Annotated in this window: 16 protein-coding genes; 5 read left to right on the forward strand and 11 right to left on the reverse strand. The window is 67.2% G+C overall.

Annotated elements, in window-relative coordinates:
• Positions 1-26: 26 nt before the first annotated feature.
• Together TZ53_RS09130 and TZ53_RS09135 are read right to left on the reverse strand one after the other, a co-directional pair.
• Positions 27-617, reverse strand: coding sequence for a hypothetical protein (locus TZ53_RS09130; protein WP_025548008.1), 591 nt, complete (start codon positions 615-617; stop codon positions 27-29).
• 11 nt (positions 618-628) lie between these two features.
• Positions 629-1,804, reverse strand: coding sequence for a zinc-dependent alcohol dehydrogenase (locus tag TZ53_RS09135; protein ID WP_025548007.1), 1,176 nt, complete (start codon positions 1,802-1,804; stop codon positions 629-631).
• 135 nt (positions 1,805-1,939) lie between these two features.
• Here TZ53_RS09135 and TZ53_RS25655 point away from each other — a divergent pair, with 135 nt between their 5' ends.
• Complete coding sequence (locus TZ53_RS25655) at positions 1,940-3,451, forward strand: PAS domain-containing protein (protein ID WP_172668310.1); 1,512 nt, start codon at positions 1,940-1,942, stop codon at positions 3,449-3,451.
• 244 nt (positions 3,452-3,695) lie between these two features.
• Positions 3,696-4,358 carry a peroxiredoxin-like family protein gene (locus tag TZ53_RS09145; protein WP_025548003.1) on the forward strand — a complete coding sequence of 221 codons (663 nt, stop codon included), beginning with the start codon at positions 3,696-3,698 and terminating at the stop codon, positions 4,356-4,358.
• Positions 4,359-4,495: 137 nt separating this feature from the next.
• Here the strand turns inward: TZ53_RS09145 and TZ53_RS09150 are convergent, their stop codons facing one another.
• From TZ53_RS09150 to TZ53_RS09185, 8 genes are all read right to left on the reverse strand, one after another.
• Positions 4,496-4,888 (reverse strand): 4Fe-4S dicluster domain-containing protein, encoded by a 393-nt coding sequence (locus TZ53_RS09150; RefSeq protein WP_044661080.1) that lies wholly within the window; start codon positions 4,886-4,888, stop codon positions 4,496-4,498.
• On the reverse strand, positions 4,885-6,477 hold the full coding sequence (locus TZ53_RS09155; RefSeq protein ID WP_025548001.1) for an FAD-dependent oxidoreductase: 1,593 nt from the start codon (positions 6,475-6,477) through the stop codon (positions 4,885-4,887). Before TZ53_RS09155 ends, TZ53_RS09150 begins: the two co-directional genes overlap by 4 nt.
• Positions 6,474-7,817, reverse strand: a complete 1,344-nt coding sequence (locus TZ53_RS09160) for an LLM class flavin-dependent oxidoreductase (RefSeq protein ID WP_025548000.1) — start codon at positions 7,815-7,817, stop codon at positions 6,474-6,476. The genes TZ53_RS09155 and TZ53_RS09160 overlap by 4 nt, the downstream gene beginning before the upstream one ends.
• 100 nt (positions 7,818-7,917) lie before the next feature.
• Complete coding sequence (locus TZ53_RS09165; RefSeq protein ID WP_025547998.1) at positions 7,918-8,424, reverse strand: RidA family protein; 507 nt, start codon at positions 8,422-8,424, stop codon at positions 7,918-7,920.
• Positions 8,425-8,441: 17 nt separating this feature from the next.
• Entirely contained in the window at positions 8,442-9,959 is a 1,518-nt protein-coding gene (locus TZ53_RS09170; RefSeq protein WP_052628176.1) for a flavin monoamine oxidase family protein, read from the reverse strand.
• 4 nt (positions 9,960-9,963) lie between these two features.
• Positions 9,964-12,537, reverse strand: a complete 2,574-nt coding sequence (locus TZ53_RS09175; RefSeq protein ID WP_025547994.1) for a TonB-dependent receptor plug domain-containing protein — start codon at positions 12,535-12,537, stop codon at positions 9,964-9,966.
• A gap of 259 nt (positions 12,538-12,796) precedes the next feature.
• Positions 12,797-14,134: an LLM class flavin-dependent oxidoreductase gene (locus tag TZ53_RS09180; RefSeq protein ID WP_044661082.1), complete on the reverse strand. Its 1,338-nt coding sequence runs from the start codon at positions 14,132-14,134 to the stop codon at positions 12,797-12,799.
• An 80-nt stretch (positions 14,135-14,214) separates the two neighbouring features.
• Entirely contained in the window at positions 14,215-14,784 is a 570-nt protein-coding gene (locus TZ53_RS09185; RefSeq protein WP_025547992.1) for a 3'-5' exonuclease, read from the reverse strand.
• 322 nt (positions 14,785-15,106) lie between these two features.
• Here TZ53_RS09185 and TZ53_RS09190 point away from each other — a divergent pair, with 322 nt between their 5' ends.
• Genes TZ53_RS09190 through TZ53_RS09200 form a run of 3 tightly spaced genes read left to right on the forward strand, consistent with a single transcriptional unit; the run spans position 15,107 to position 19,576 of the window.
• Positions 15,107-15,970: a TauD/TfdA dioxygenase family protein gene (locus tag TZ53_RS09190; protein ID WP_044661083.1), complete on the forward strand. Its 864-nt coding sequence runs from the start codon at positions 15,107-15,109 to the stop codon at positions 15,968-15,970.
• A 50-nt stretch (positions 15,971-16,020) separates the two neighbouring features.
• Entirely contained in the window at positions 16,021-17,034 is a 1,014-nt protein-coding gene (locus tag TZ53_RS09195) for an ABC transporter substrate-binding protein (RefSeq protein WP_044661084.1), read from the forward strand.
• Between the two features lie 31 nt (positions 17,035-17,065).
• A complete protein-coding gene (locus tag TZ53_RS09200; RefSeq protein WP_044661085.1) occupies positions 17,066-19,576 on the forward strand; it encodes a TonB-dependent receptor plug domain-containing protein in 2,511 nt (836 codons plus the stop codon).
• A 19-nt stretch (positions 19,577-19,595) separates the two neighbouring features.
• Here TZ53_RS09200 and TZ53_RS09205 read toward each other — a convergent pair whose 3' ends face one another.
• Complete coding sequence (locus TZ53_RS09205; RefSeq protein WP_373278218.1) at positions 19,596-21,017, reverse strand: efflux transporter outer membrane subunit; 1,422 nt, start codon at positions 21,015-21,017, stop codon at positions 19,596-19,598.
• Between the last annotated feature and the right edge of the window lie 4 nt (positions 21,018-21,021).

The following is a 21,021-nucleotide window of genomic DNA, read 5'->3' on the forward strand; positions in this document are numbered from 1 at the left end:
CTTCGCCGGGCCGGGGATTGGCGACGCTAGGCGACCAGGTGAGGAACAGCGTCCGCCGTCTGGCCCTCCGCCCGATAATCCGGCGGAATGTCGAAGTCCTCGCGGGCAAGCCCGCGTGAGGCCTGCGGTCCCCGCGGAAGGCCCGACCGATCGGAATAGTCCCGCTCCCCGGAATGTGGGTCGCGGCGGTGCACAGCCTTGACGCCCGTATAGGCGATGATGTCGAGCAGGGTGATTCCCGCCACCAGGGCGATGGCGATCGCGGCATTGCCGCGCTTGGGATTGTCGCGGTGCAAGCCGGTTGCCAGGGTGGCCAGGTCGAGCGCGTCGCCGCCGATCCGGGCTGCAAGCCCCAGCGGCTTGTCCACCGACAGCGTCGGGATCGCGCTGGCCAGTTCGCGCACGCCATAGGCGCGGATCAGGCCTTCCTTGTCGTCAAGGCCCAGCGCGCGGGCGATGCGCCCGGGCGCCACCAGTTCGGTGATGCCCAGGCCGATGGAGAACCAGCCGAGCGCGCGCGCCAGCCGGTCGGCACTGCTCATCGAACTTGGACCCTTCTGCTCGACGCGGGGGTCCCCGTCGGAGCGCGCGATACCGGTGAGATTGGTGAGAGGCATGGGTGCTTCCTTCAGGGTTGGAGCATGACCTTGATGCAGCCATCCGCCTTGTCGCGGAACGTGGCGTACATCTCGGGACCTTGGGACAGGTCGACCTTGTGGGTGATGACGAACGAGGGGTCGATCTGGCCGTCCTCGATCCGGCGGAGGAGATCGCCCGTCCAGCGCGGGACGTGCGCCTGCGCCATGCGGAAGGTCAGGCCCTTGTTCATGGCTTGCCCCATCGGAATCTTGTCGACCAGGCCAAGATAGACCCCGATGATCGAGATGACGCCGGCAGGCCGGCAGACATAGATCATCTCGCGCAGCACATGCGGCCGGTCGTTCTCCACCATCAGCATCTGCTTGGCGCGGTCGATCAGCGTGTCCGGCTGGCCCAGATTGACATGGCTCTCGGTGCCGACGGCGTCGATGCACTTGTGCGGCCCCTCTCCGCCGGTAAGCTCGTTCAGCCGCTCGACGACGCTTTCCTCCTCGAAGTTGATGGTGATGGCGCCCGCCGCCGCGGCCATGGACAGGCGTTCGGGAAGGTGATCGATGCCGATCACCTGCTCGGCGCCCAGCAGGATGGCCGATCGGATCGTCATCTGGCCGACCGGGCCGCAGCCCCAGACCGCCACCGTATCGCCCGGCTGGATGTCGGCCTGAACGGCGGCCTGCCATCCCGTCGGCAGGATGTCGGAAAGGAAGAGGAGCTTCTCGTCCTCGATCCCGTCGGGCACCTTGATGTGCGTGGTGTCCGCGAACGGCACGCGCAGATATTCGGCCTGACCGCCCGGATAGCCCCCGGTCAGGTGGGTGTATCCGAACAGCCCCGCCGTCCTGTGGCCGAAGGCCTTGTCGCCCAGTCCGCCCTTCCGGTTCGTCCGCTGACAGACCGAGAAGTTGCCGCGCCGGCACTGGTCGCATTCACCGCACTGGATCGTGAAGGGTATGACGACGCGGTCGCCTTTCTTGAGCGAATCCTTGGCCGCGCTGCCCACTTCGACGACTTCGCCCATCGTCTCATGGCCCATGATGTCGCCGGGCAGCATGGCAGGGATCAGATTGTGGAAAAGGTGAAGGTCGGAACCGCAAATCGCGCAGCTTGTAACCTTGATTATGGCGTCGCGGGGGTTTTCGATCGAAGGATCGGATACGGTATCATATCGGATGTCCTCCTTGCCGTGCCAGACTAGGGCTTTCATGCCGGTCTCCTTGGTTGGATGGCGCCCATCTGGGGCTCGCCCCGCCCGCAACCCATAAGGGCGATCCCTAGGGAACCTTCCCCGGTCAGCGGCTTTTGCCGACTGGGCGGCAAGCGTTTGAGGAGAGCCGGCGCCGTGGTGCAAGAGTTACGACCAACGGCCGCCCGGGAAGGCAATGAAGCGCTCTGTTCAGACGACGACGGGCCGGCGCGCGACACCAGCGAATGGCGGCGGTTCGCGGACGCCCTTCGCAGTAGCGAAGCCCGTCTGAGGGCGGCGACAGAACTGGTGGGCATCGGCATCTACTCGTGGAACCCGGACACCGGATCGCTGGAGTGGGACGAGCGGCTAAGGGCGATGTGGGGCCTGCCTGCCGATACGCCGGTCGACATGACGCTGTTCGAAGCCGGCATTCATCCCGACGATCGCCAGCCGGTCCGCGATGCGATCGCGCGCTGCGTCGATCCCCGTGGCGACGGCAGCTATAATGTCGAATATCGCGTGATCGGGAAAGAAGACGGCATCACGCGCCGCATCGCCACCTCCGGCCGCACCAGCTTCGCCGACGGGCGCGCGGTCGGGTTCATCGGCGCCGCGATCGACGTGACGGCGCAGCGGCGGGCGGAGGCCGCGATCCGCGCGAGCGAGGCGCAATTCCGCAGCTTCGCCGCGCATAGCAGCAACCTGATCTGGATCGGCGATCCGGTCGCCGGCGCGATCATCTACCGGAGCGCCGCCTATGAGCGGATCTGGGGCGTGCCCTGCCAGGAGGCGGCGAGCGACTTCGCCGAATGGATGAAGGACGTGCACCCGGAGGATCGCCCGCAGGTCGGCCACGCCCTCGCCGCCGTGAAGGCCGGAGACGTCGTGCAGTTCGAATACCGGATCGTGCGGCCCCGCGATGGCGCCATGCGCTGGCTTCGGGACACCAGCTTTCCGATTTTCGACGAGGCGGGCGCTGTGACCCGGATCGGCGGGATCACCGAAGACCTTACCCAGGACGATGTCCGCCATGTCTATGTGGTGAGCGGCAAGGCGGCCGAGGCCCGCAAGCTGAGCGCGCTGGTTCGCGCGCTGGGTTATCGCGGACGGACGTTCGACAGCGGTTCCGCCTTTCTCGACATGGCGCCCGTCCTCTCGCCGGGCTGCGTGCTCCTGGACCTGCGCAAGGGGCGGGACGAGGGGCTGTCCGTGCCACGCGAGCTCAGGGCGCGGGCGATCACGATACCCACCATCGCGCTGGATATGGCGGGTGCGGATGTGACGTGCGCGGTTTCCGCGATGAAGGCGGGCGCCGTCGACTACATCCTTGCCGGAGACGAGGCGTCGATGCGCGCCAGCCTTGCCGGCGCCATTGCGGAGTGCCAGGCTTCGGCGCGGGCGCCAACGCGGGACGAAAACGCCAGCGCCCGCATCGCGCGACTGACGCCCCGCGAACGCGAGGTGCTGGTCGGCCTGGTCGACGGCGGGACCAACAAGATCATCGGCCAGAAGCTCGGCATCAGCCCCCGGACGGTCGAACTGCACCGCGCCCAGGTGATGAATCGGCTGAACGCGAACAGCCTGACCGAACTGCTTCAGCTCGCCCTGGCCGCCGGGATCACGCCGGCGAGCGGCGAGGGCGGCGAACAGCGGGGCGTCACCTAGGCTCAGAACCCGCCAGTAATGGGTCCTGAGCCTGGGCCCGTCTGCGATGGCCAGCTTCGATCTCCATGCCGGCACAGGCCCACCCCACCGGGAAATTCTCACGAAAACCGGCCCGTTCGCCGGCTCGGGGCCCTCGAATACAACCGATCTATGATCATTCTTCGTGATTGACCGGGCAAGTCTCATTGGTGGCGGTCGCCGGTCGCCGCCAAAATGGGGGAGGTGCACGGCGAAGGAGATCATCATGGCCACGACAGTCAACGAAACGCTCAAGGCTCGCTATGCCGCTTTGCAGGCGGAGCGGGAGAGGAGCTGGCCCCCGGCCCAGCTTGAGGGCAATGCCCGGCAACGCAAGCAGTTGCTGGACCGTTTCGATCCCGCCGCCGTGGCCCAGCCGGGCACCGCGCTGCCGCCTCTGTCCTTCGTGGAGGTGGGGGGCGATACCCTCGGCCTGGACGAACTGACCTCAGGCGGCGCCGCGCTGTTCCTCTTCTTCCGCTATGCCGGTTGTCCGGCCTGCAATATCGCCTTGCCCTATTATGCCGATGCGCTGTTCCCCGGCCTTCGCCAGCGCGGCATTCCGCTCGTGGCGTTGAGCCCGCAACCGCCGTTGCTGCTGCGGGAGGTCAAGACGCGGCACGATCTGCCCTTTCTCGTCGCAACCGACGCGGATAACGCGCTGGCGCGGCTGCTGAACATCAGTTTCCAGCCCGATCACCGTCCCTCGCCGCCGCCGGCCGGCTGGATCGGTGAAGTGACGGGCACGGGCAGTTGGGAACTGCCCCAGCCCGCTTTCCTGCTCGTCGGCGCGGGGCGCGTGCTGCGCTGGTTGCAGGTCAGCCCCGACTGGCTCGACCGCCCCGAAGCGGAAACCGTCCTCCACCATGTGGACCAGCATATCGGCTGACGGAACGCCTCGCCTTTCCCATGGCCAATGCGGGGAAGGCGAGGGGACGGCCCGCCTCCTCAGGCGTCATGGATCGATCGTTTCACAGCGGCAGAACCGGCTCATGCGCCGGCATCGCTCCCCGCCCTGTCCGTCATTCACGCCCTGTCGGACGCATGGCGTTCGGCATAGCGGCGCGCCGCGATCTCGGCGCCTTCGCGCAGCAGCGGGCCCAGCTGCCAGAAGTCATGCAAATGGCCGGTGCTGCCCGGCTCCGGCTCCCGGTCCCAGCCATGGTCGTGGCGCAGCCGCCCCAGATGCCCGGACGCCAGGATCGCCTCTGGCGAGATCGCTTCGGCCTGCCTCTGGTCCGGACCGACATAGATCGCGTCGGCTTCGCAATGAAGCTCGCACAGGAAACAGGTCTGGCATTGGTCCAGCCGCGCGATCCGGGGCGCGCCATCAGGCCCGGCATCCAGCACATGGGTGGGGCAGGCCGAAACGCATGCCTGGCAGGCGGTGCACCGGTCTTCGAAGATATGGGCGATCATGCGGCGGCTTCCTGCAAGGCGGGGGTTTCGAAACGGGTCCAGACCTTGTCGGTGCCGCCGGTCAGCAGGCGGCTGGCAAGCGCGGCGTCCGTCGCGGGGCGGTCCGCACGCATATGCATGCCCCGGCTCTCGTCGCGTCTATGGGCGGCCGCGGTCACCCAGCGCGCAGCGGCGATCATCGCGGCATGTTCGCGCAGCCCGACCCTGTCCAGCCCCACGCCCTGGCCATGATCGGCCAGCAAGCGCCACGCGCCGTCCAGCGCGTCACGCGCCCGCGCCAGCTTGGGCGCGCTGCGCCAAAGGGCGTCGTCATAACCGATGGTGGCATGCTGAACGACCGGCAGGACCGCCTTCAGATCGACCGGGCGCGGGGAAGCGGCCGGGCGCAACCCCGCCTGGCCGACGGCCCGCGCCGCCGCGCCCAGACGCCGCCCGTCGCGCTTCGCCCGTGCCGCCGCGGCCGCACCGGCGATCCGGCCGGAGGTCAGCGCCCAGGCGGCATTTTGCGCGCCGCCGCCGCTCGTCGCCCCGGCGACCAGTTCCCGGGTCGCGCTGTCGCCGGCGGCATAGAGTCCGGACAGGCTCGTCTGGCAATGCGCGTCCACGACCTGCAACCCGCCGGTCCCCCGCACCGTGCCTTCCCCGAACAGCTTGATCTCGAACCGGTCCCGGAAAATATCCAGCCCGCGCCGCTCGAACGGCGTGGGGGAGGCGGGCTGGATGCGCCGCAATATCGGCTTCAACCCGTCCGGCGCATCGCTGAGGTCGGCGATGACCGGCCCGGCCAGCATGGCGCTCGCCAGTGCCCTCAGATGCGCGCCTTCCCCGCCTATGGGCGGCGGAATGTCCAGTTCCCGGCCGTCTTGGTCGAAGAAGCGCGCGGCGAAATAGGGCAGGGTGCGTGTCGAGTTCCACGCGGGGGAGAGGGAATAGGAAACGGAAAATTCCATGCCGGACAGCGCGGCGCCCGCCTCCGCCGCCATCAGCAGCCCGTCGCCGGTATTGCCATGGCTGCCGATCAGCCCGGAACGGAAGGCGCATCCGCCCGTCGCCATGATCACGGCGCCCGCCCGGGCCCGCCATGATTGCCCCGTCAGGCGCCCATGCCCGGCCGCGCCCGCGACCGATCCGTCGTCATGCACCAGCAGTTCCAGCGCCGGATGATGGTCGAGGATACGGACCCCCGCATCGGTCGCGTAGCGCCGCAGGGCGCGCATATATTCCGGGCCGCGCACGCCGGGATAGAAGGTGCCGCCCCTGCCGTCGCCGCCAAAGGGATAATAGCGGGCGAGCGTGGGCAGGGCGATCCAGCTTTCCTCGATGATGCGCGCCATCCAGTGCCGCTCGGCCAGTCCGAAGCTGCGCGCATGGCGTTCCTCGACGGCGGCTTCGCGCTTGCCGGGTTCGGGGGCGACCCACCAGTGATTGGGGCCGCCCGTCGCCGTGACGCCGCTGGTGCCGACGAATCCCTTGTCGACTAGCAGCACGTCGGCGCCCGCCTGCGCCGCGGCGATCGCCGCCCAGCAGGCAGCCATGCCGCCGCCAATGATCAGCACGTCGGCCTGAAGGTCGATCCCTTCCTCCGTCATTCCGCGGCGATCGCGTGCTGTTCCCGCGCATGCCGGTTTTCCGGAACCGGCAGGCCCAGATGTCCGCGCAAGGTGCGGTGCGCATAATCGTCGCGGAACAATCCGCGCGCCTGCAGGATCGGCACGACCCGCTCCCGGAACAGCCTGAAATCCTTGGGCCGCGTCACTCGCAGCAGGAAACCGTCGGCGGCGCGCCCGGTGAACCAGCGCTCGATTTCGTCCGCTATGGTCTCGGGCGATCCCACGAAGTCCGTCCGCCACTGGCCGAAGCGATAGGCCGCCTGGCGCAGCGTCAGTCCTTCCTCCCGCGCCACGCGGATGATCCGTTCGGCATGGCCCTTGTAGCTGTTCAGCGTGACGCCGCTCAGGTCGGGGAAGGGCGCGTCCAGATCGTAGCGGGAAAAGTCGTGATAGTTGAACGCCCGCCCGATCTGCACCAGCAGCTTGCCGACGTCGAGCGCTTCCTGCGCGGCCGCGGCGATGGCCTGCGCCTCTTCGTCGGTCTCTGCGATGATCGGCGCCAGTCCGGGCAGCACCTTGATCAGGTCGGGATTGCGCCCCAGCGCCGCCGCCCGCGCCTTGATGTCCGCATAATAGGCCCGCCCGGTCTCGAAATCCTCCGCGCTGGTGAAGGTGCCCTCGGCAATGGCCGCGCCCAGGTTGCGGCCCTCATTGCTGTCCCCCGCCTGGAAGATCACCGGCTGTCCCTGCGGCGACCGGCTGAGCGCCAGCGGCCCGGCGACCGAAAAATGCGCGCCCTTGTGGTCCAGCCGGTGCTGCTTGGCCTTGTCCAGGAAAATGCCCGCCTCGCGGTCGCGGGGGAAGGCGTCGTCCTCATAACTGTCCCACAGGCCCTGCACCACATCGACGAATTCGCGGGCGCGGGCATAGCGCAGCTTGTGGTCGAAATGCTCCTCCCGCCCATAATTGCGGGCGGCGCCCTCCAGCCCGGTGGTGACGACATTCCATCCGGCCCGGCCCCGGCTGATCTGGTCGAGCGACCCGAATTGCCGCGCGACATTATAGGGCTCCCAGTAAGAGGTGGTGAGCGTGCCCACCAGCCCGATGCGCGACGTCGACGCCGCCACCGCCGACAGCAGGGTCAGCGGCTCCAGCCGGTTCAGGAAATGCGGCGCGGTATCGGGCGTGATGAAGGGCGAATCCACGATGAAGACCAGGTCGAACTTCGCCGCCTCCGCCGCCCGGGCATTGTCGATATACCAGTCGATGTCGATGCTGGCGTCGCCCGGCAGCTCGGGGTCGAGCCAACTGACATGATCCGCCCCGACCCCTTCCAATATCGCGCCAAGATGCAATTGCCGCTGCGCCGTGTCCGCCATGTCCAAATCCTCCGAATATGGGAAAAGTCTAGACCAGGCGGTGGGACAGTGACCAACGAGGCCTTCTCATAGGCTGTTTGAAGCTTCTGAACGGAACCGCTTATTTCGCCTTGACGGCGACCGCCTCGATCTCGACCAGAAAGCCCGGATTGGCGAGAGCGGCGACCTGCACCGTCGACCGGGCGACCTTGTTGGGCTGCGCCGCCGTGCCGAAGAACTGGGCGTAGCCTTCGGAAAATCCCTTGAAATCCTGCTTTCCGCCCAGCTTGGGATCGCCCACCAGAAAGACGGTCAGCTTGACCACGTCCTGCAGGCCATAACCCTGTGCCGCCAGCAGCGCCTCGATCTTGCGGAAGATGCCGACCGTCTGCGTCCGCGTGTCGCCATAGGCGGCGGGTGTCGTGGGGTCGGCCGCCTTGTCGGCCACGGGCGGCACCTGCCCGCTCAGATAGAGCGTCTCCGCCCCGGCGGGCACGGTCACGCCGGTCAATATGGGCGATGGGCCCTCGGCGCCATGCCGGACGACCTCCGACGCGGCGTGGGCGCTGCCGGCGCCGCCGACCAGCAGGCCCAGCGCGGCGAGGGGACGGATGAGGGGATGGGACATGATGGAAACTCCTTCTTTCAGGCGTGACGGGGGGTGACGTTTGCGGGTAACGGTACCAGAGTATCGGCGGCGCGCCGGGCGGAAAGCACCGCGCCTTCCTGCCAATGGCCCGAATATTGGGACAAATGGCTGCCCGCGAACAGGAAAGGGCCATCGGGCTGGTTGAGCAGGCGAAAATCGTCCAGGCTGTTGCCGTCCGCATGCCAGTCCAGCCAGGGCCCCAGATTATGGGGCGTCTTGCGCCAGTTGACGACGACCGGGGATTGCAGGTCCGCGCCATGGCCGGGATGGATGCGATCGACTGCGGCGCGGGCCAGCGCGATCTGCTCCGGGATCGGCCGCGCGGCAAAGCTCTTCGCCGCGTCCAATGCCATATAGGCGGCGAGCAGGACCGCCTGCGGCTGCTGGAAACGGTCGGACGGATACCAGATGACGGAGGTTTCGCCGCCGACGAAGGACAGGCCGCCATAAACCTGCTGCTCTTCCCAGAAGGGACGGCTCTGGAAGGCGACCTTGACCGTATCCTGATAATGAGCGGCGGCTATCGCCCGCTTCACTGGCGCGCTGAAATCGCCCTTGATGCCCGCCAGCACCGGCAGGGGCAGGGTGATGATGGCGCGGTCGGCCCGCACGACCTGCGCGCCGCCCTTCGCATCGCGCCAGACGATGCCGACGCCCGCGCCGGCCCGCCTGACCTCCACTATGTCCGCCCCGGTGACGACGGGCCTGCGCAGCGATGCGGCCAGCGCGCGGGGAATCCGGTCCATGCCGCCGACGGGCGCCAGCATGGTCGCCTGCATGTAGATCTCTTCCTCGAACAGCAGGCCCGCCAGATTGGGATTGGCGAGCAACTGGTCGAGCGTTCGCGGCGCCACCGCCTGCTGCACCTCGTCGAACGCGCCCGGCGGGCGCGCCAGCCCCGACCGCGCGCTGCCGCCATAATGGCCGTCCGCCGCAAGGTCGCCATAGCCGGTGAGGAAGCTTTCCAGCGCCTTGCGCGTCGGCGCATCGATCGTCTGGTCGAACGACCCGGCGCGCAGTCCCTTTTCCAGCAGGGCGGACAGATGCCCGCGCAGGTCGTTCGCCGCCTGCCGCAGCCGCAGCGGCCCGTCCGCATCCGCGATGAAGGCGCTGCGGCTGCTGTTCACCAGCACCTCCAGCGGCACATGCAGGTCCCTGCAGAGGCCCAGAACGCCGTCATGATGGCTGGGAATCCGCGCCGCGCCCGCATTCAGGTACAGCCCGTCGCCAAAGCCGACCCGCTGCGTCGTCCCGTCTGTGTCGGTAAAGCTGTCGCCGCCGCGCAGCGTCCACACCCGCCCGCCGACGCGCTCGCGCGCCTCCAGCACGGTGACGTCGACGCCGCGTTGCTCCAGTTCCCTTGCGGCGACCAGCCCGGCGATGCCCGCGCCCAGGATAACGACGCTCCCCACCCCGTCCGTCCGGGTCGCACCAACGACCGGAGCGGGAAGCGCCGCCGCGAGCGTGGCGCCGCCCAGCGACCGGAGCAGGGCGCGCCGGTCGAGCGACGCCACGCCCTTAAAGCTCCGCCGAGACACGGAGATACCAGAAGCCGCCCAGCACGCCGAGCGGCGAGGCGTCGGGATAGACGAACCCGCTCGCCGGAGCGCCGGTGGAAGGATAGAGCAGCCGGGTCTCGCGGTCGGGATAATTGTCGAAGATATTCTCCCCGCCCACGGCGATCCGGAACTTGTCCGCGACTTTCACGCCGACCTCCAGATCGAAGGAGACTTCCGCGCCGAAAGTCTTGTTCCCGCCATTGGAGGCAAGCTGGTTATTGGTGAACTTGCCGAAATAATTGGCGCGGGCGACGACATCGACCGGTCCTGCCTCCGCCGTCTGGGTGAACACGCCGCGCCAGCGGGGCAGCAGCGTCTCGATGTCGCGCTTGCGCTCGTCGTCGATCAGTTGCAGGGACCGTCCGCCCGGCAAGGTGATGGTCCGGCGATAGCTGAGCTTCGTACGGTTGTAATTGACCGCCAGCGACGATCCCAACTTGCCCCAGCCCGTATTCGCCCGATAATTCGCTACAAAGTCCACGCCCTGGGTCCGGGTGCCGAAACCATTGGTGAAATATTGGACCGCGCCCAGCGAATTGGGATCGACCACGCCCAGCGCGGCCAGTTGCACCCGATCCGCATCCGTCACCGAAACCCGACTGGTCAGTCCGATGCGGTTCGTCACCTTGATATTATAATAGTCCGCCGTGATGGTGAAGGACGGTGTGGGCGTCAGGACAAGACCGCCGCTGAAATTGACCGACTCCTCGGGCTTCAATGCGGTCGCGCCATAATATCTGGCGGCGGCGTCTTCGGGCGACAATGTGGCGATCTGCACCGGCACCGGATTGGTACCGATGAAGGAGGTCTGAAGGTTGCGCAGGTAAAGCTGCCCCGGCGTGGGCGCGCGGAAGCCGGTGCTGGCCGCCCCGCGCAACGCGATGGCGTCGCTGAACGCATAACGCGCCGTCGCCTTCACATTGGTGGTGCCGCCAAAGTCGTCATAATGTTCGTAACGCACCGCCCCGCCCAGGGTGAAGCGCGGCGTCACGTCCACCTCCAGGTCCAGATAGGCCGCCTGGCTGGCGCGCGACCGGTCGACGATCGATGTCGGGCCATAGCCGGGAAAGCCGTTGGAGCCGACCGGATGCGTGACGAGGAAGGTCGAACCGTCGGCGCGCCGCACCGTCTGGGACGCATAGATGCCCTGCGTATAGGACGCCGCGTCGCCCGCGCCGATCAGGAAGCTCTCGCGCCGATATTCGAAGCCGCCCGCAATGTTGAGTGGGCTGGCAAGGCCGATCTCCAGCGGATAGCTAAGGTCCAGATTGGCGTTCAGCTCGCGCTGCTCCAGCGACCCGTCATAGAAGTCGGTCGGTGAATCCGGCCCCAGCGACGGGTTGAACGTGTCGCTGATATAATATTTGATCCGGTTCTGGCCGTAACCGATGCTGGCGTCATAATGCAGTCCGCCGATTTCGCCCTTATAGCCGCCGACAGCGGAAATGTCCGTATTGGTGCTGCGGAACCGCGGCGTGAAGCCATTGGGAAAGATATTGGCGTCATTCCAGGTCCGCCCATCGGCATTCCATGTCCCATCCGCATTGCGGTCGAGATAATAGAGCGAAATCGACTTGCCGAAGGTGAAGGGGCTGCCGGCCGGCCCTGTCGTCGTCACGGCGATCGGACGCCGATAGTTGAAGTCGATGACCTGATCCGAATAGCCGTAATTGCCGAAGAAATAGAGCGCGTCGTCGCCCAGCGGCAGTTCTGCGTTGACGAAGAAGCGATAGGCTTCGGTGTCGGGACTGCCGAACCTCGTCACCGGCTGCTTGACGTCATAGCCCAGCGTTTCCAGAACCACCGCGTCCGGACGCTGTACGGCGCGATTGGTGTCATGGGCGTTGATATATTCGCCGGTCAGGTTGATGAAGCCGCCTTCATTGCCCAGCTTCAATCCCCAATTGCCCGACAACTGGATGTCGCGCCCGTCGCCCTCATAATATTCGCCATAGCGTGCGTTGAGGCTCAGCCCTTCCGCATTGCTCTTGAGCGCGAAGTTGATGACGCCGGCAATCGCGTCCGATCCATATTGGGCGGCGGCGCCGTCGCGCAACACCTCGACCCTCTGGACCGCCGCGCCGGGAATCTGCGACAGGTCGGCGCTCTGCGACCCGGCGGCGAGCGACCCGCCGCTCACCTGCACCAGCGCGGAACGGTGGACGCGCTTGCCGTTGATCAGCACCAGCGTCTCGTCCGGCGGCAGGCCGCGCAACGTCGGCGGCCGGACGAAGGCCGATCCGTCGAACAGCGCATTGCGCTGAAGGTTGAAGGAGGGAACCAGATTCTTGATCGCGGCCTTGATGTCGCTGGTCGCCTGCGATGCCAGGTCGCCGGCGCTGAAGACGTCCACCGGCACGGCGGATTCGCTGACCGTGCGATCCGTCCGGCGCGTACCCGTGACGATGATCGCGTCGCGTTCACTCGCGGCCGCCGCCGCCGCATTGTCGGCGGGCTGCGCCTGCGCGCCTTGGGCAAGCGCCACCGCCGCCAGGGCCACGCCGGCCCCGGCCCAGATTTTCACCGAATGCATGAAGTCCCCCTGCTTATGATTTGTCGCATGATCCGCGCGGGCGGGACATGGCTTCGGCCCCGTCCCTGCGCTGAATTATCTACTATATCGGTAGATTATTGAGGCAATCGAGTTTTCGTCATAGATGGAACGGTGCGGAATATAGGGCGATTTCCGGACGATCGATCCCGTTCCGGTTCGCGATCCGACCGGCGGCAAGGGGGAGCGACCTTGCCGCTCCCCTCCGTCAAAGCCCGGCCTGCGGTCGGCCCGCGGGCGATCAGGCGGCGCTCTTTTCGGCCGCTTTGCTGCTGTAGCGATTGTCCGGCTGGGCAAGGCCCAGATGTTCGCGGAAGGTGGTGCCTTCATATTCGGTGCGGAACAGCCCGCGCGCCTGCAGGATCGGGATCACCCTGTCGACGAACAGGTCGAGCTGTCCGGGCAGCGGCTCGAACACGACGAAGCCGTCGGCGGCGCCGCTTTCGAACCATTGCTGCAACCGGTCGGCAACGGTCTCGGGCGACCCGACGAAGGCGCCGCGCGGCGTCGCCAGCCTTTCGGCCACTTGCCGCAGGGTCAGCTTTTCGGCGCGCACCAATGCCAATATCCGCAACGTCGCGCTCTGCTGGCTATTGATGCCGATATGCTCGACGTCCGGGAAGGGCGCGTCCAGATCATATTGGCGGAAATCATGGTCGTTGAAGGTCCGCGACAGGAAGCCAAGGCCGGTATCGATCGATTCCAGCGACGCCAGTTCGCGATAACGCGCCTCCGCATCCTCGTCCGTCTCTCCGACGATCGGGGCGATTCCCGGCAGGATGAACAGTTGGTGCGGATCGCGGCCGAAACCCTTGGCCCGCGCCTTCACATCGGCATAATAGGCCCGGCCCGCCTTCTCGTCCTCGGCATGGGTGAAGATGACCTCCGCCCGCTTCGCCGCGAAATTGCGCCCGTCGTCCGAAGCGCCCGCCTGGAAGATGACCGGCTGGCCCTGCGGCGTCCGCTTGATGTTGAGCGGCCCGCGCACCTGGAAGAACTCGCCCTTGTGGTCCAGCCGGTGGAGCCGCTCCGGATCGACGAACTGGCCGCTTTCCTTGTCCGCGACATGGGCGTCCTCCTCCCAGCTGTCCCACAGGCCCTGGACCACGTCCAGATATTCCCCGGCGATGCGGTAGCGCACGGCATGGGGCGGATGCTCGGTCTTGCTGAAATTGGCGGCGGTATCGCCCAGCCAGGACGTCACGATGTTCCATCCCGCCCGGCCGCCGCTCAGATGGTCGAGCGAGGCGAACTGGCGCGCGACGTTGAACGGCTCGGAATAGCTGACCGTCAGCGTCCCCACCAGCCCGATGCGGGATGTGGTCGCCGCCAGCGCGGACAGGATGGTGATCGGCTCGAAGCGGTTGAGATAATGCGGACTGGACTTCTCCGTGATCGACAGGCTGTCCGCGACGAAGAGGAAATCGAACTTGCCGCGTTCGGCGGTGGCCGCCTGCTTCTGGTAAAAGGCCAGGCTGGTGCTGGCATTGACGTCGCGGCCCGGGTGCCGCCAGTCGTTCCAGGTGCGGCCGACGCCGTGCAGGATGAAGCCGAGCTTGATATGACGGTGCTGGGACATGATCGGTTCTCGCTCAATGATTGGCGCGGACCGGTCTATTATTCCGCCCATCGGCCGACCAACGCATAATGGTCGCCCATTTATCGATTCTGCAAAACCATTGAGCGCGGCTCGTAATTGGGCAGCGACGGCAAATATGCCGGATGCGGCAACTCCCCGGCGCGCGGTTCCAGCTTCGCCAACACTGTCCACAGCCACAGCGCATCGTTCGCCGCGCGATGGCGGGCCGGGCAAAGCCGGTCCGCATGCCGCTGCGCCGCGAATATGTCCTCGCTCGTCACCGCCAGCGCGTCGAGCACGGCGGAGACATGCTCGATCGGACGGGCGCTTTCCCGGCCGGCGGCCTTCGCCAGCATATCCCACCAATAGGCGTCGATGCCGCTGTCCGCGACAAGGCGCCGTCCGCCGACCGCCCGGTCGAGTTCGGCGAAGACCCGATCGGCCGGCATGCCCTCCTGCTCCAGCTGCTCCGGGCTTATGCCGTGCAGGTCCAGCGCTTCCCGCGTCCAGTCCCATGCGCGCCAGTCGGTCAGGGGACGGATCAGCCAGGACCGGGCGCCTTTCGCATCGGCTATTCCGACCTCGATGGGAAAGGACCGGCCATGACGGGGAAGGCAGCTCGCTTCGAAATCGATCGTCACATAATCCATCGGCGCGATCTCCGTTATTCCGGCAATTGCCACGATCCCGACCGGATGTGGCGACGCTCCTTCCGTTCCGATCTACAGGCTTCGGACGGCGAACAGTTATTTTCTCTGCCCGAAGAACCATGAATGATTGGAATAGGAGGGCCGATGAATTGTTGCGTCAAGGCAATGATATTGAAGGACCCGTATTTCCACATGGATGAGTATTGCCAATAATATTCGGATATTCAAAGCATGCCGACCAATCATCATAACCCGATGGCGCATCCATCCCTTAGCAATGGTCCTGCACGGAAATCGTCCGGCGACCTTGAAAGGTGATGATATGTCCTCCGCAGCAGCAGATATTCTGGACCGCGCCGATGGGATCATCGGCATCCGCCCCCTGCAACCGACCATCGGCGCCGAAATCGACGGCGTCGATCTCAGCAGGCCGCTTTCCCCCGGACAGCGCGACGCGATCCGCGCCGCCCTGTTGCGCTACAAGGTCGTGTTCTTCCGCGACCAGCCGCTGACCAATGAACAGCATGCCGCCTTCGCCGCGGCCTTCGGCCCGCTCTACACCCATCCCAGCACCACCGCCGATTCCAGGATCGCGCCCATCCACAAGATCGCGGCGGCCGACGCGGCCCGATATGAAAAGCGCATCCATCGGGACGTAAGGCCGGGCGACGCCTATCACAGCGACACGAGCTGGCGGCTGGTGCCGACCTGGGGCGCCGTGCTGCGCGCCGTCACCCTCCCCGATGTCGGCGGGGACACCATCTGGGTCGACGCGCATCTCGCCTATGAAGGGCTGTCGGACGACGTCAAGGCGCGGCTGGAGGGGCTGCACGTCACCCATGACTTCCGGGAAGCTCTGGTCGGCGCCGGGCACGACTATCCCATCGTCGCGCATCCCGTCGTGCGCACCCATCGCGAAACCGGGCAGAAGATCCTCTGGGTCAACTATACCCAGCGGCCGCAGATATTGGGCGTGGAACTGGCGGAGAGCCGCGAATTGCTGGAGGAGATCGTCCGGCAATATAAGCGGCCCGAATATCAGGTCCGCTTTTCCTGGCGTCCCAACTCGGTCGCCTTCTGGGACAATCGGGCGGCGGTTCACTATGCCGTGCGCAACTATGGCGATTTCCCGCGCGTGCTGGAACGCATCCTGATCGCGGACGAACCGCTCTACGCGAACCTCTGATCCTTGGCGGGCCGGTTGCGGCTGCCGCCGCCGCCGGTCCCGGAGACGCCATGACGCGCACCATCCTCTCCCGGCGCAGGGTTCTTCTTCCCTGGATCGTCCTCTTCGCCCTGATCGCGCTCGCCGCCATCGGCTTCGCCTCGCTCCGCCCGCATGGCGGGGGCGATCCGGGCCGCCCCGTCCTGAAGATCGGGGATCAGCGCGGCGGCGCGCAGGCGTTGATGCGCGCCGCCGGCGAACTGGACGATCTGCCCTACCGGATCGAATGGGCGCAGTTTCCGGCAGCCTCTCCCTTGCTGGAGGCGCTGGCGGCGGGCGCGATCGATGTGGGGGGCGTCGGCGCTCCGCCCTTCGCCTTCGCCTATGCCGGCGGCGCGAAGATCAAGGCGGTCTTCGCCTATCGTCCGCAGGGCCCCGGCGTTGGCCGCGCCTCCGCCATCGTCGTGCCGAAGGACTCGCCGGTCCGGTCCGTGGCGCAGCTCAAGGGGCGCAAGCTTGCCACCGTGCGCGGTTCGGCCGGGCAGGATCTGGCGCTCCGCCTGATCGAACAAGCGGGCCTTGCGTCGTCCGATGTCCGCTGGACCTATCTCGACAACGGCGCGGCCAAAGCGGCGCTGGAAAGCGGCGCGATCGACGCCTGGTCGACCTGGGGCAGCTATGTCGGCATCGCGGTCATGGAAAATGGCGACCGGGTGCTGGCCGATGCCAGCGGCTTTCCCGCCCAGACGGGTTTCTTTGCGGCATCGGAGTCCGCGATCCACGGCAAGCGGCCGATACTGGCCGATTTCCTGGCGCGGCTGAGCCGGGCGCGGCGCTGGGCGGCGGCGCATCCCGACGCCTTCGCCCGGACGCTGGCGCAGGAGACCGGCCTGCCCTTCAAGGTCGCCCGCTTCTCCATCACCGCCTATATCGGCACGGCGGAACCGATAAACGATGCTCTGGTTCGCGAACAGGCCGAAATCTTTGCCCGTTACCGCCGCGCCGGCATCATCCCCGCGCTGCCCGACATTCGCGGCGCCTATGACCCGTCCTTCAACGCCACGACCCTGGCCCGGCGGGACTGACGCCCTCTTTTTTCATTTCGAAGGATCTCCGATGAAAAGCCTGCTTCTCGCCGGCGCCGCACTTTCCGGCGCCGTCCTTCCATCCTTCGCCGCCGCGCAGGAGCTTGCCGCCGCCGACGATGCGGAAGCCGCCGGATCGGCCATCGTCGTCACCGGCACGCGCCGGGGCGGGGGACGGACGGTGGCGGACAGCCCCGTGCCCATCGATGTCATCAGTCCCCAGGAATTGCAGGCCACCGGCCGCACGGGCCTCAAGGAAGTGCTGGGCAACATCATCCCCTCCCTCACCATGCCGGCGCTGGGCGGCGGCGGCACCTCGGCCAGCGTGCGCCCCATCTCCATCCGGGGCCTATCGGGCGATTATCTGCTGGTGCTGGTCAATGGAAAGCGGCGGCACACGACCGCGCTCATCAATAACCTTTCGCGCATATCGGGCGGTTCCACCCCGGTCGACATCGACCTCATCCCCACCAACGCCGTGGGCCGGATCGAGGTGCTGCGCGACGGCGCCGCCGCCCAATATGGGTCGGACGCGATTTCCGGCGTCATCAACATCCTGCTGGACGACGCGCCGGAGGGCGGCTCCTTCTCAGCCACCGCCGGGCAGCTTTACGAAAAGGGCGGCGCACTGGTGCAGCAGGGGCTAAGCTACGGCACCCGCATCAGCGGCGACGGCTTCGTCCGCATCGCCGTGGAGGGGAAGTATCACGACCGCGCCGACAGCTCCGCCGAACCCGTGCCCTATGTCTATCCTTTCGTGAACGGCGCCCCGGACCCGCGCGAAACCCATGCCGATCATCTGATCGCGGGCGGCTATGGCCGGTCCAACCGGGACAAGATCGTCAACGGATCGGTCAATGCCGAACTGCCCCTCGGCGCGCTGACCGCCTACAGCTTTTCCACCCTCAGCTATCGCGACATCGATGACAAGCGCGGCGCGATCTTCCCGGCGACCACCGGCTATGGCGGGCAGGCGAATGTGCAGGGCAAGACATCCCTTCCCGGCCTCTATCCCTCCGGCTTCCAGGCGCGCCGGCGCATCAAGGAATGGGACTGGCAATCCGCCATCGGCCTGCGCGGCGATCTGACGGCAGGCTGGTCGTTCGACCTCTCCACCAGCTATGGGCGCGACCATGTGAAGCTGGGCGCCGAAGGCACCCTCAACCCTTCGCTCGGCCCGTCCAGCCCGACAAGCTTCTTCATGGGCAAGCAGATACAGGACCTCTGGGTCAACAATCTGGAATTCACCCGCGGCTACGACATCGGCACGGCCCGTCCGCTCGACGTGGCCATCGGGTTCGAGCATCGCTGGGAGAAGTTCCGCAACCGCGCGGGGGAGCCGGACAGCTATCGCGACGGCGGCTATGTGATCCCCGCCGACGGAACGCCCTTCGGCAACGCCTATGGCGGGCGGTCGCCATCGCCGGGACTGGTTTCCTTCACCGGAACCTCTCCGGCGGACGAGGCGACGCTCAGCCGCAACAACATCGCCGCCTATGTCGACCTGTCGACCGACCTGACGCCCGGCTGGTTCGTCGGCGTCGCCGGGCGCTTCGAACATTATGACGACAGCGCGGGCGACACGGTGTCGGGCAAATTCTCGACCCGTTACGAATTCGCGCCCGGCCTTGCCGTCCGTGGCGGCGTCAACACCGGCTTCCGCGCTCCCTCGCTGGCGCAGGGCGGCTTTTCGACCACGCAGAACACGGCGACGATCATCGGCAATAACCGGGTCAGCACCACATCGAAATTCCTGCCGGTCGGCAGCATCGCCGCGCAGGCGCTGGGCGCCACCCCGCTCAAGCCGGAAAAGTCGCTCAACTATACGGCCGGCCTGTCCTTTGAGCGCGGCCCGTTCCGCCTCACCGTCGACGCCTATCAGATCGCGGTGGACGACCGCATCGTCAAGACCGAATTCCTCGGCACGGCGGCCAATGGAGGGGCGGCCATCCGCGCCATCCTGGTCGCCAACGGCATCGACGATGTCGACAGCGCCCAATTCTTCGCCAACGCCATCGACACCCGCACGCGCGGCATCGACGTCGTGACGGAATATACGCTGCGCACCGGCGCGCTCGGCAGTTTCCGCCTGAACGCGGCCTATAGCTATAACCGCACGAAAATCACCCATGTCGTCGACACGCCGCCGGAACTCGCCTCGCTCAACGTCACCCTGTTCGGGCGCCAGGCGCAGCGCGACCTCGTCGCCGCGACCCCGCGCACGAAGCTGGTGCTGACGAACGACTGGTCGCTGGGCCGCCTGCATGCGCTGGCGCGGCTGACCCGCTTCGGCCGCTATGTGGAATCGAGCAATGTCGCGACCGGCGACCGGCGCTTCGGCGCGAAATGGATCGCGGACCTCGATGTCGGCTATGACATCAGCGATCGGCTGACGCTGTCGGTCGGCGCGAACAATCTGTTCGACGTCTATCCCGACCGCCATGGCGTGATCGCCTATGACGGATCGGGCGCCTACGGCAATTTCGCGCCGTTCGGGCTGAGCGGCGGCTTTTATTATGGGCGCGTTTCGGCGCGCTTCTGACCGCCGCCGCGCTGCGGGCTCAACTGCTGGTCCAGCCGCCGCCCAGCGCCCTGAACAGGTCGACCTGGGCGAAGGCCACCACCCGGTTCGCCGTCGCCAGATCGCTCTCCGCCGCCGCCAGCGTCCGCTGCGCGTCCAGCACGGTCAGGAAATCGATCTGCCCCTCCCGCTGCCGGGCAAGGCTGATGCGGGCCGCCCGCCCGGCGGCCTCCCGCGCGGCCTTCAGCGTATCGCGGCGCTCCAGCGCATGGGCATAGACGGACAGCGCCGTCTCGGTTTCCTCCAGCGCCTGCAGCACCGTGCCGTCGAACGCCGCGAGCGACCCGTCGGCATCGGCCCTGGCGGCTGCGATCCGGGCGCGATTGGCCTCCTGATTGGGGAAGGCCCAGTTGATCAGCGGCCCCAGCAGCCAGCGGAACGGCCCGCCGCCGAAAATATCGCCGCCGCCCACCGCCGTCGTGCCGATCGATCCGCCCAGCGTGATGCGCGGATAAAGGTCCGCCGTCGCCACCCCGATCCGCGCCGTGTCGGCGGCCAACCGCTGCTCGGCGGCCCGCACGTCCGGACGCCGGGCCAGCAGGGCGCGCCCGTCCCCCACCGGTATGGGCTGGCTGAGGCCGGGCGTCGTCTTCTGGTCCTGCACCGGCGCGGGCAGCTCCTGCGGCGTCCGCCCCGTCAGCGTCGCCAGCCGGAACAGCGCGCTGTCCCGGTCCGCGATCAGGCTGGGGATGATCGCCGCCTGCTGGTCGCGCAGCGCCGTCACGCGGATCACGTCCAGCCGGTCCGACCGGCCCACCTCGAACCGCGCATTGGTGATGCGGATGCTGTTGTCGAGCAGCGCCACCGTCTGCCGCGCCACGGCGATCCGCTCCGCCGAACTGGTCGCGTCGACATAGGCGCGCACCGTGTCCGCGACCACCGCCACGCGCACCGCGTCGGCGTCGGCCGCGGCGGCGTTGACGTCGCCCTTCGCCGCCTCGATGCTGCGCTTCACCCGCCCGAACAGGTCGACCTCATAGGCGACGTTCAACCCCGCATCGACGGTCCAGTTCTCGCGGTCGGCCCCCGGCAGCGTCTGCGCGGCCGACGCCCGGCCATAGCTGGGCGAACCGCTCAGGGTCGTCTGCGGCAGCCTGTCGGAACGGGCGCCGCGCAACTGGGCGCGGGCCTTTTCCAGCCGGGCGACGGCCACGCGGATGTCGCTATTGGCCTTCAGCGCGTCCTGCACCAGCCCGTCCAGCATCGGATCGCTGTAGAGCCGCCACCAATGCTCGTCGGCCTGCGCCGTGCTGACTGCTGTGCTGGCCGCCGGACTGGCCGCGCCGATAAAGGCCCCGGCAGCAGCGGTCGGGGTAGCCGGGGCCTTATAGTCCGGCCCTGCGGCGCAAGCGGTCAGGGCCGACGCGCCGAGCAGAAGGGGGAGGAGTGTCTTGATCATCATGCCG

The organism is Sphingobium sp. YBL2, from assembly GCF_000943805.1.
GTDB classification, from domain to species: domain Bacteria; phylum Pseudomonadota; class Alphaproteobacteria; order Sphingomonadales; family Sphingomonadaceae; genus Sphingobium; species Sphingobium fuliginis.

What these genes read in the sequence shown, in the direction of transcription:
- TZ53_RS09135 (WP_025548007.1), bottom strand. Translation starts at nt 1,804, where the DNA reads ATGAAAGCCCTAGTCTGGCACGGCAAGGAGGACATCCGATATGATACC.
- TZ53_RS09200 (WP_044661085.1), top strand. Translation starts at nt 17,066, where the DNA reads ATGAAAAGCCTGCTTCTCGCCGGCGCCGCACTTTCCGGCGCCGTCCTT.
- TZ53_RS09145 (WP_025548003.1), top strand. Translation starts at nt 3,696, where the DNA reads ATGGCCACGACAGTCAACGAAACGCTCAAGGCTCGCTATGCCGCTTTG.
- TZ53_RS09195 (WP_044661084.1), top strand. Translation starts at nt 16,021, where the DNA reads ATGACGCGCACCATCCTCTCCCGGCGCAGGGTTCTTCTTCCCTGGATC.
- TZ53_RS09175 (WP_025547994.1), bottom strand. Translation starts at nt 12,537, where the DNA reads ATGCATTCGGTGAAAATCTGGGCCGGGGCCGGCGTGGCCCTGGCGGCG.
- TZ53_RS09150 (WP_044661080.1), bottom strand. Translation starts at nt 4,888, where the DNA reads ATGATCGCCCATATCTTCGAAGACCGGTGCACCGCCTGCCAGGCATGC.
- TZ53_RS09160 (WP_025548000.1), bottom strand. Translation starts at nt 7,817, where the DNA reads ATGGCGGACACGGCGCAGCGGCAATTGCATCTTGGCGCGATATTGGAA.
- TZ53_RS09185 (WP_025547992.1), bottom strand. Translation starts at nt 14,784, where the DNA reads ATGGATTATGTGACGATCGATTTCGAAGCGAGCTGCCTTCCCCGTCAT.
- TZ53_RS09165 (WP_025547998.1), bottom strand. Translation starts at nt 8,424, where the DNA reads ATGTCCCATCCCCTCATCCGTCCCCTCGCCGCGCTGGGCCTGCTGGTC.
- TZ53_RS09155 (WP_025548001.1), bottom strand. Translation starts at nt 6,477, where the DNA reads ATGACGGAGGAAGGGATCGACCTTCAGGCCGACGTGCTGATCATTGGC.
- TZ53_RS09180 (WP_044661082.1), bottom strand. Translation starts at nt 14,134, where the DNA reads ATGTCCCAGCACCGTCATATCAAGCTCGGCTTCATCCTGCACGGCGTC.
- TZ53_RS09130 (WP_025548008.1), bottom strand. Translation starts at nt 617, where the DNA reads ATGCCTCTCACCAATCTCACCGGTATCGCGCGCTCCGACGGGGACCCC.
- TZ53_RS09190 (WP_044661083.1), top strand. Translation starts at nt 15,107, where the DNA reads ATGTCCTCCGCAGCAGCAGATATTCTGGACCGCGCCGATGGGATCATC.
- TZ53_RS09205 (WP_373278218.1), bottom strand. Translation starts at nt 21,017, where the DNA reads ATGATGATCAAGACACTCCTCCCCCTTCTGCTCGGCGCGTCGGCCCTG.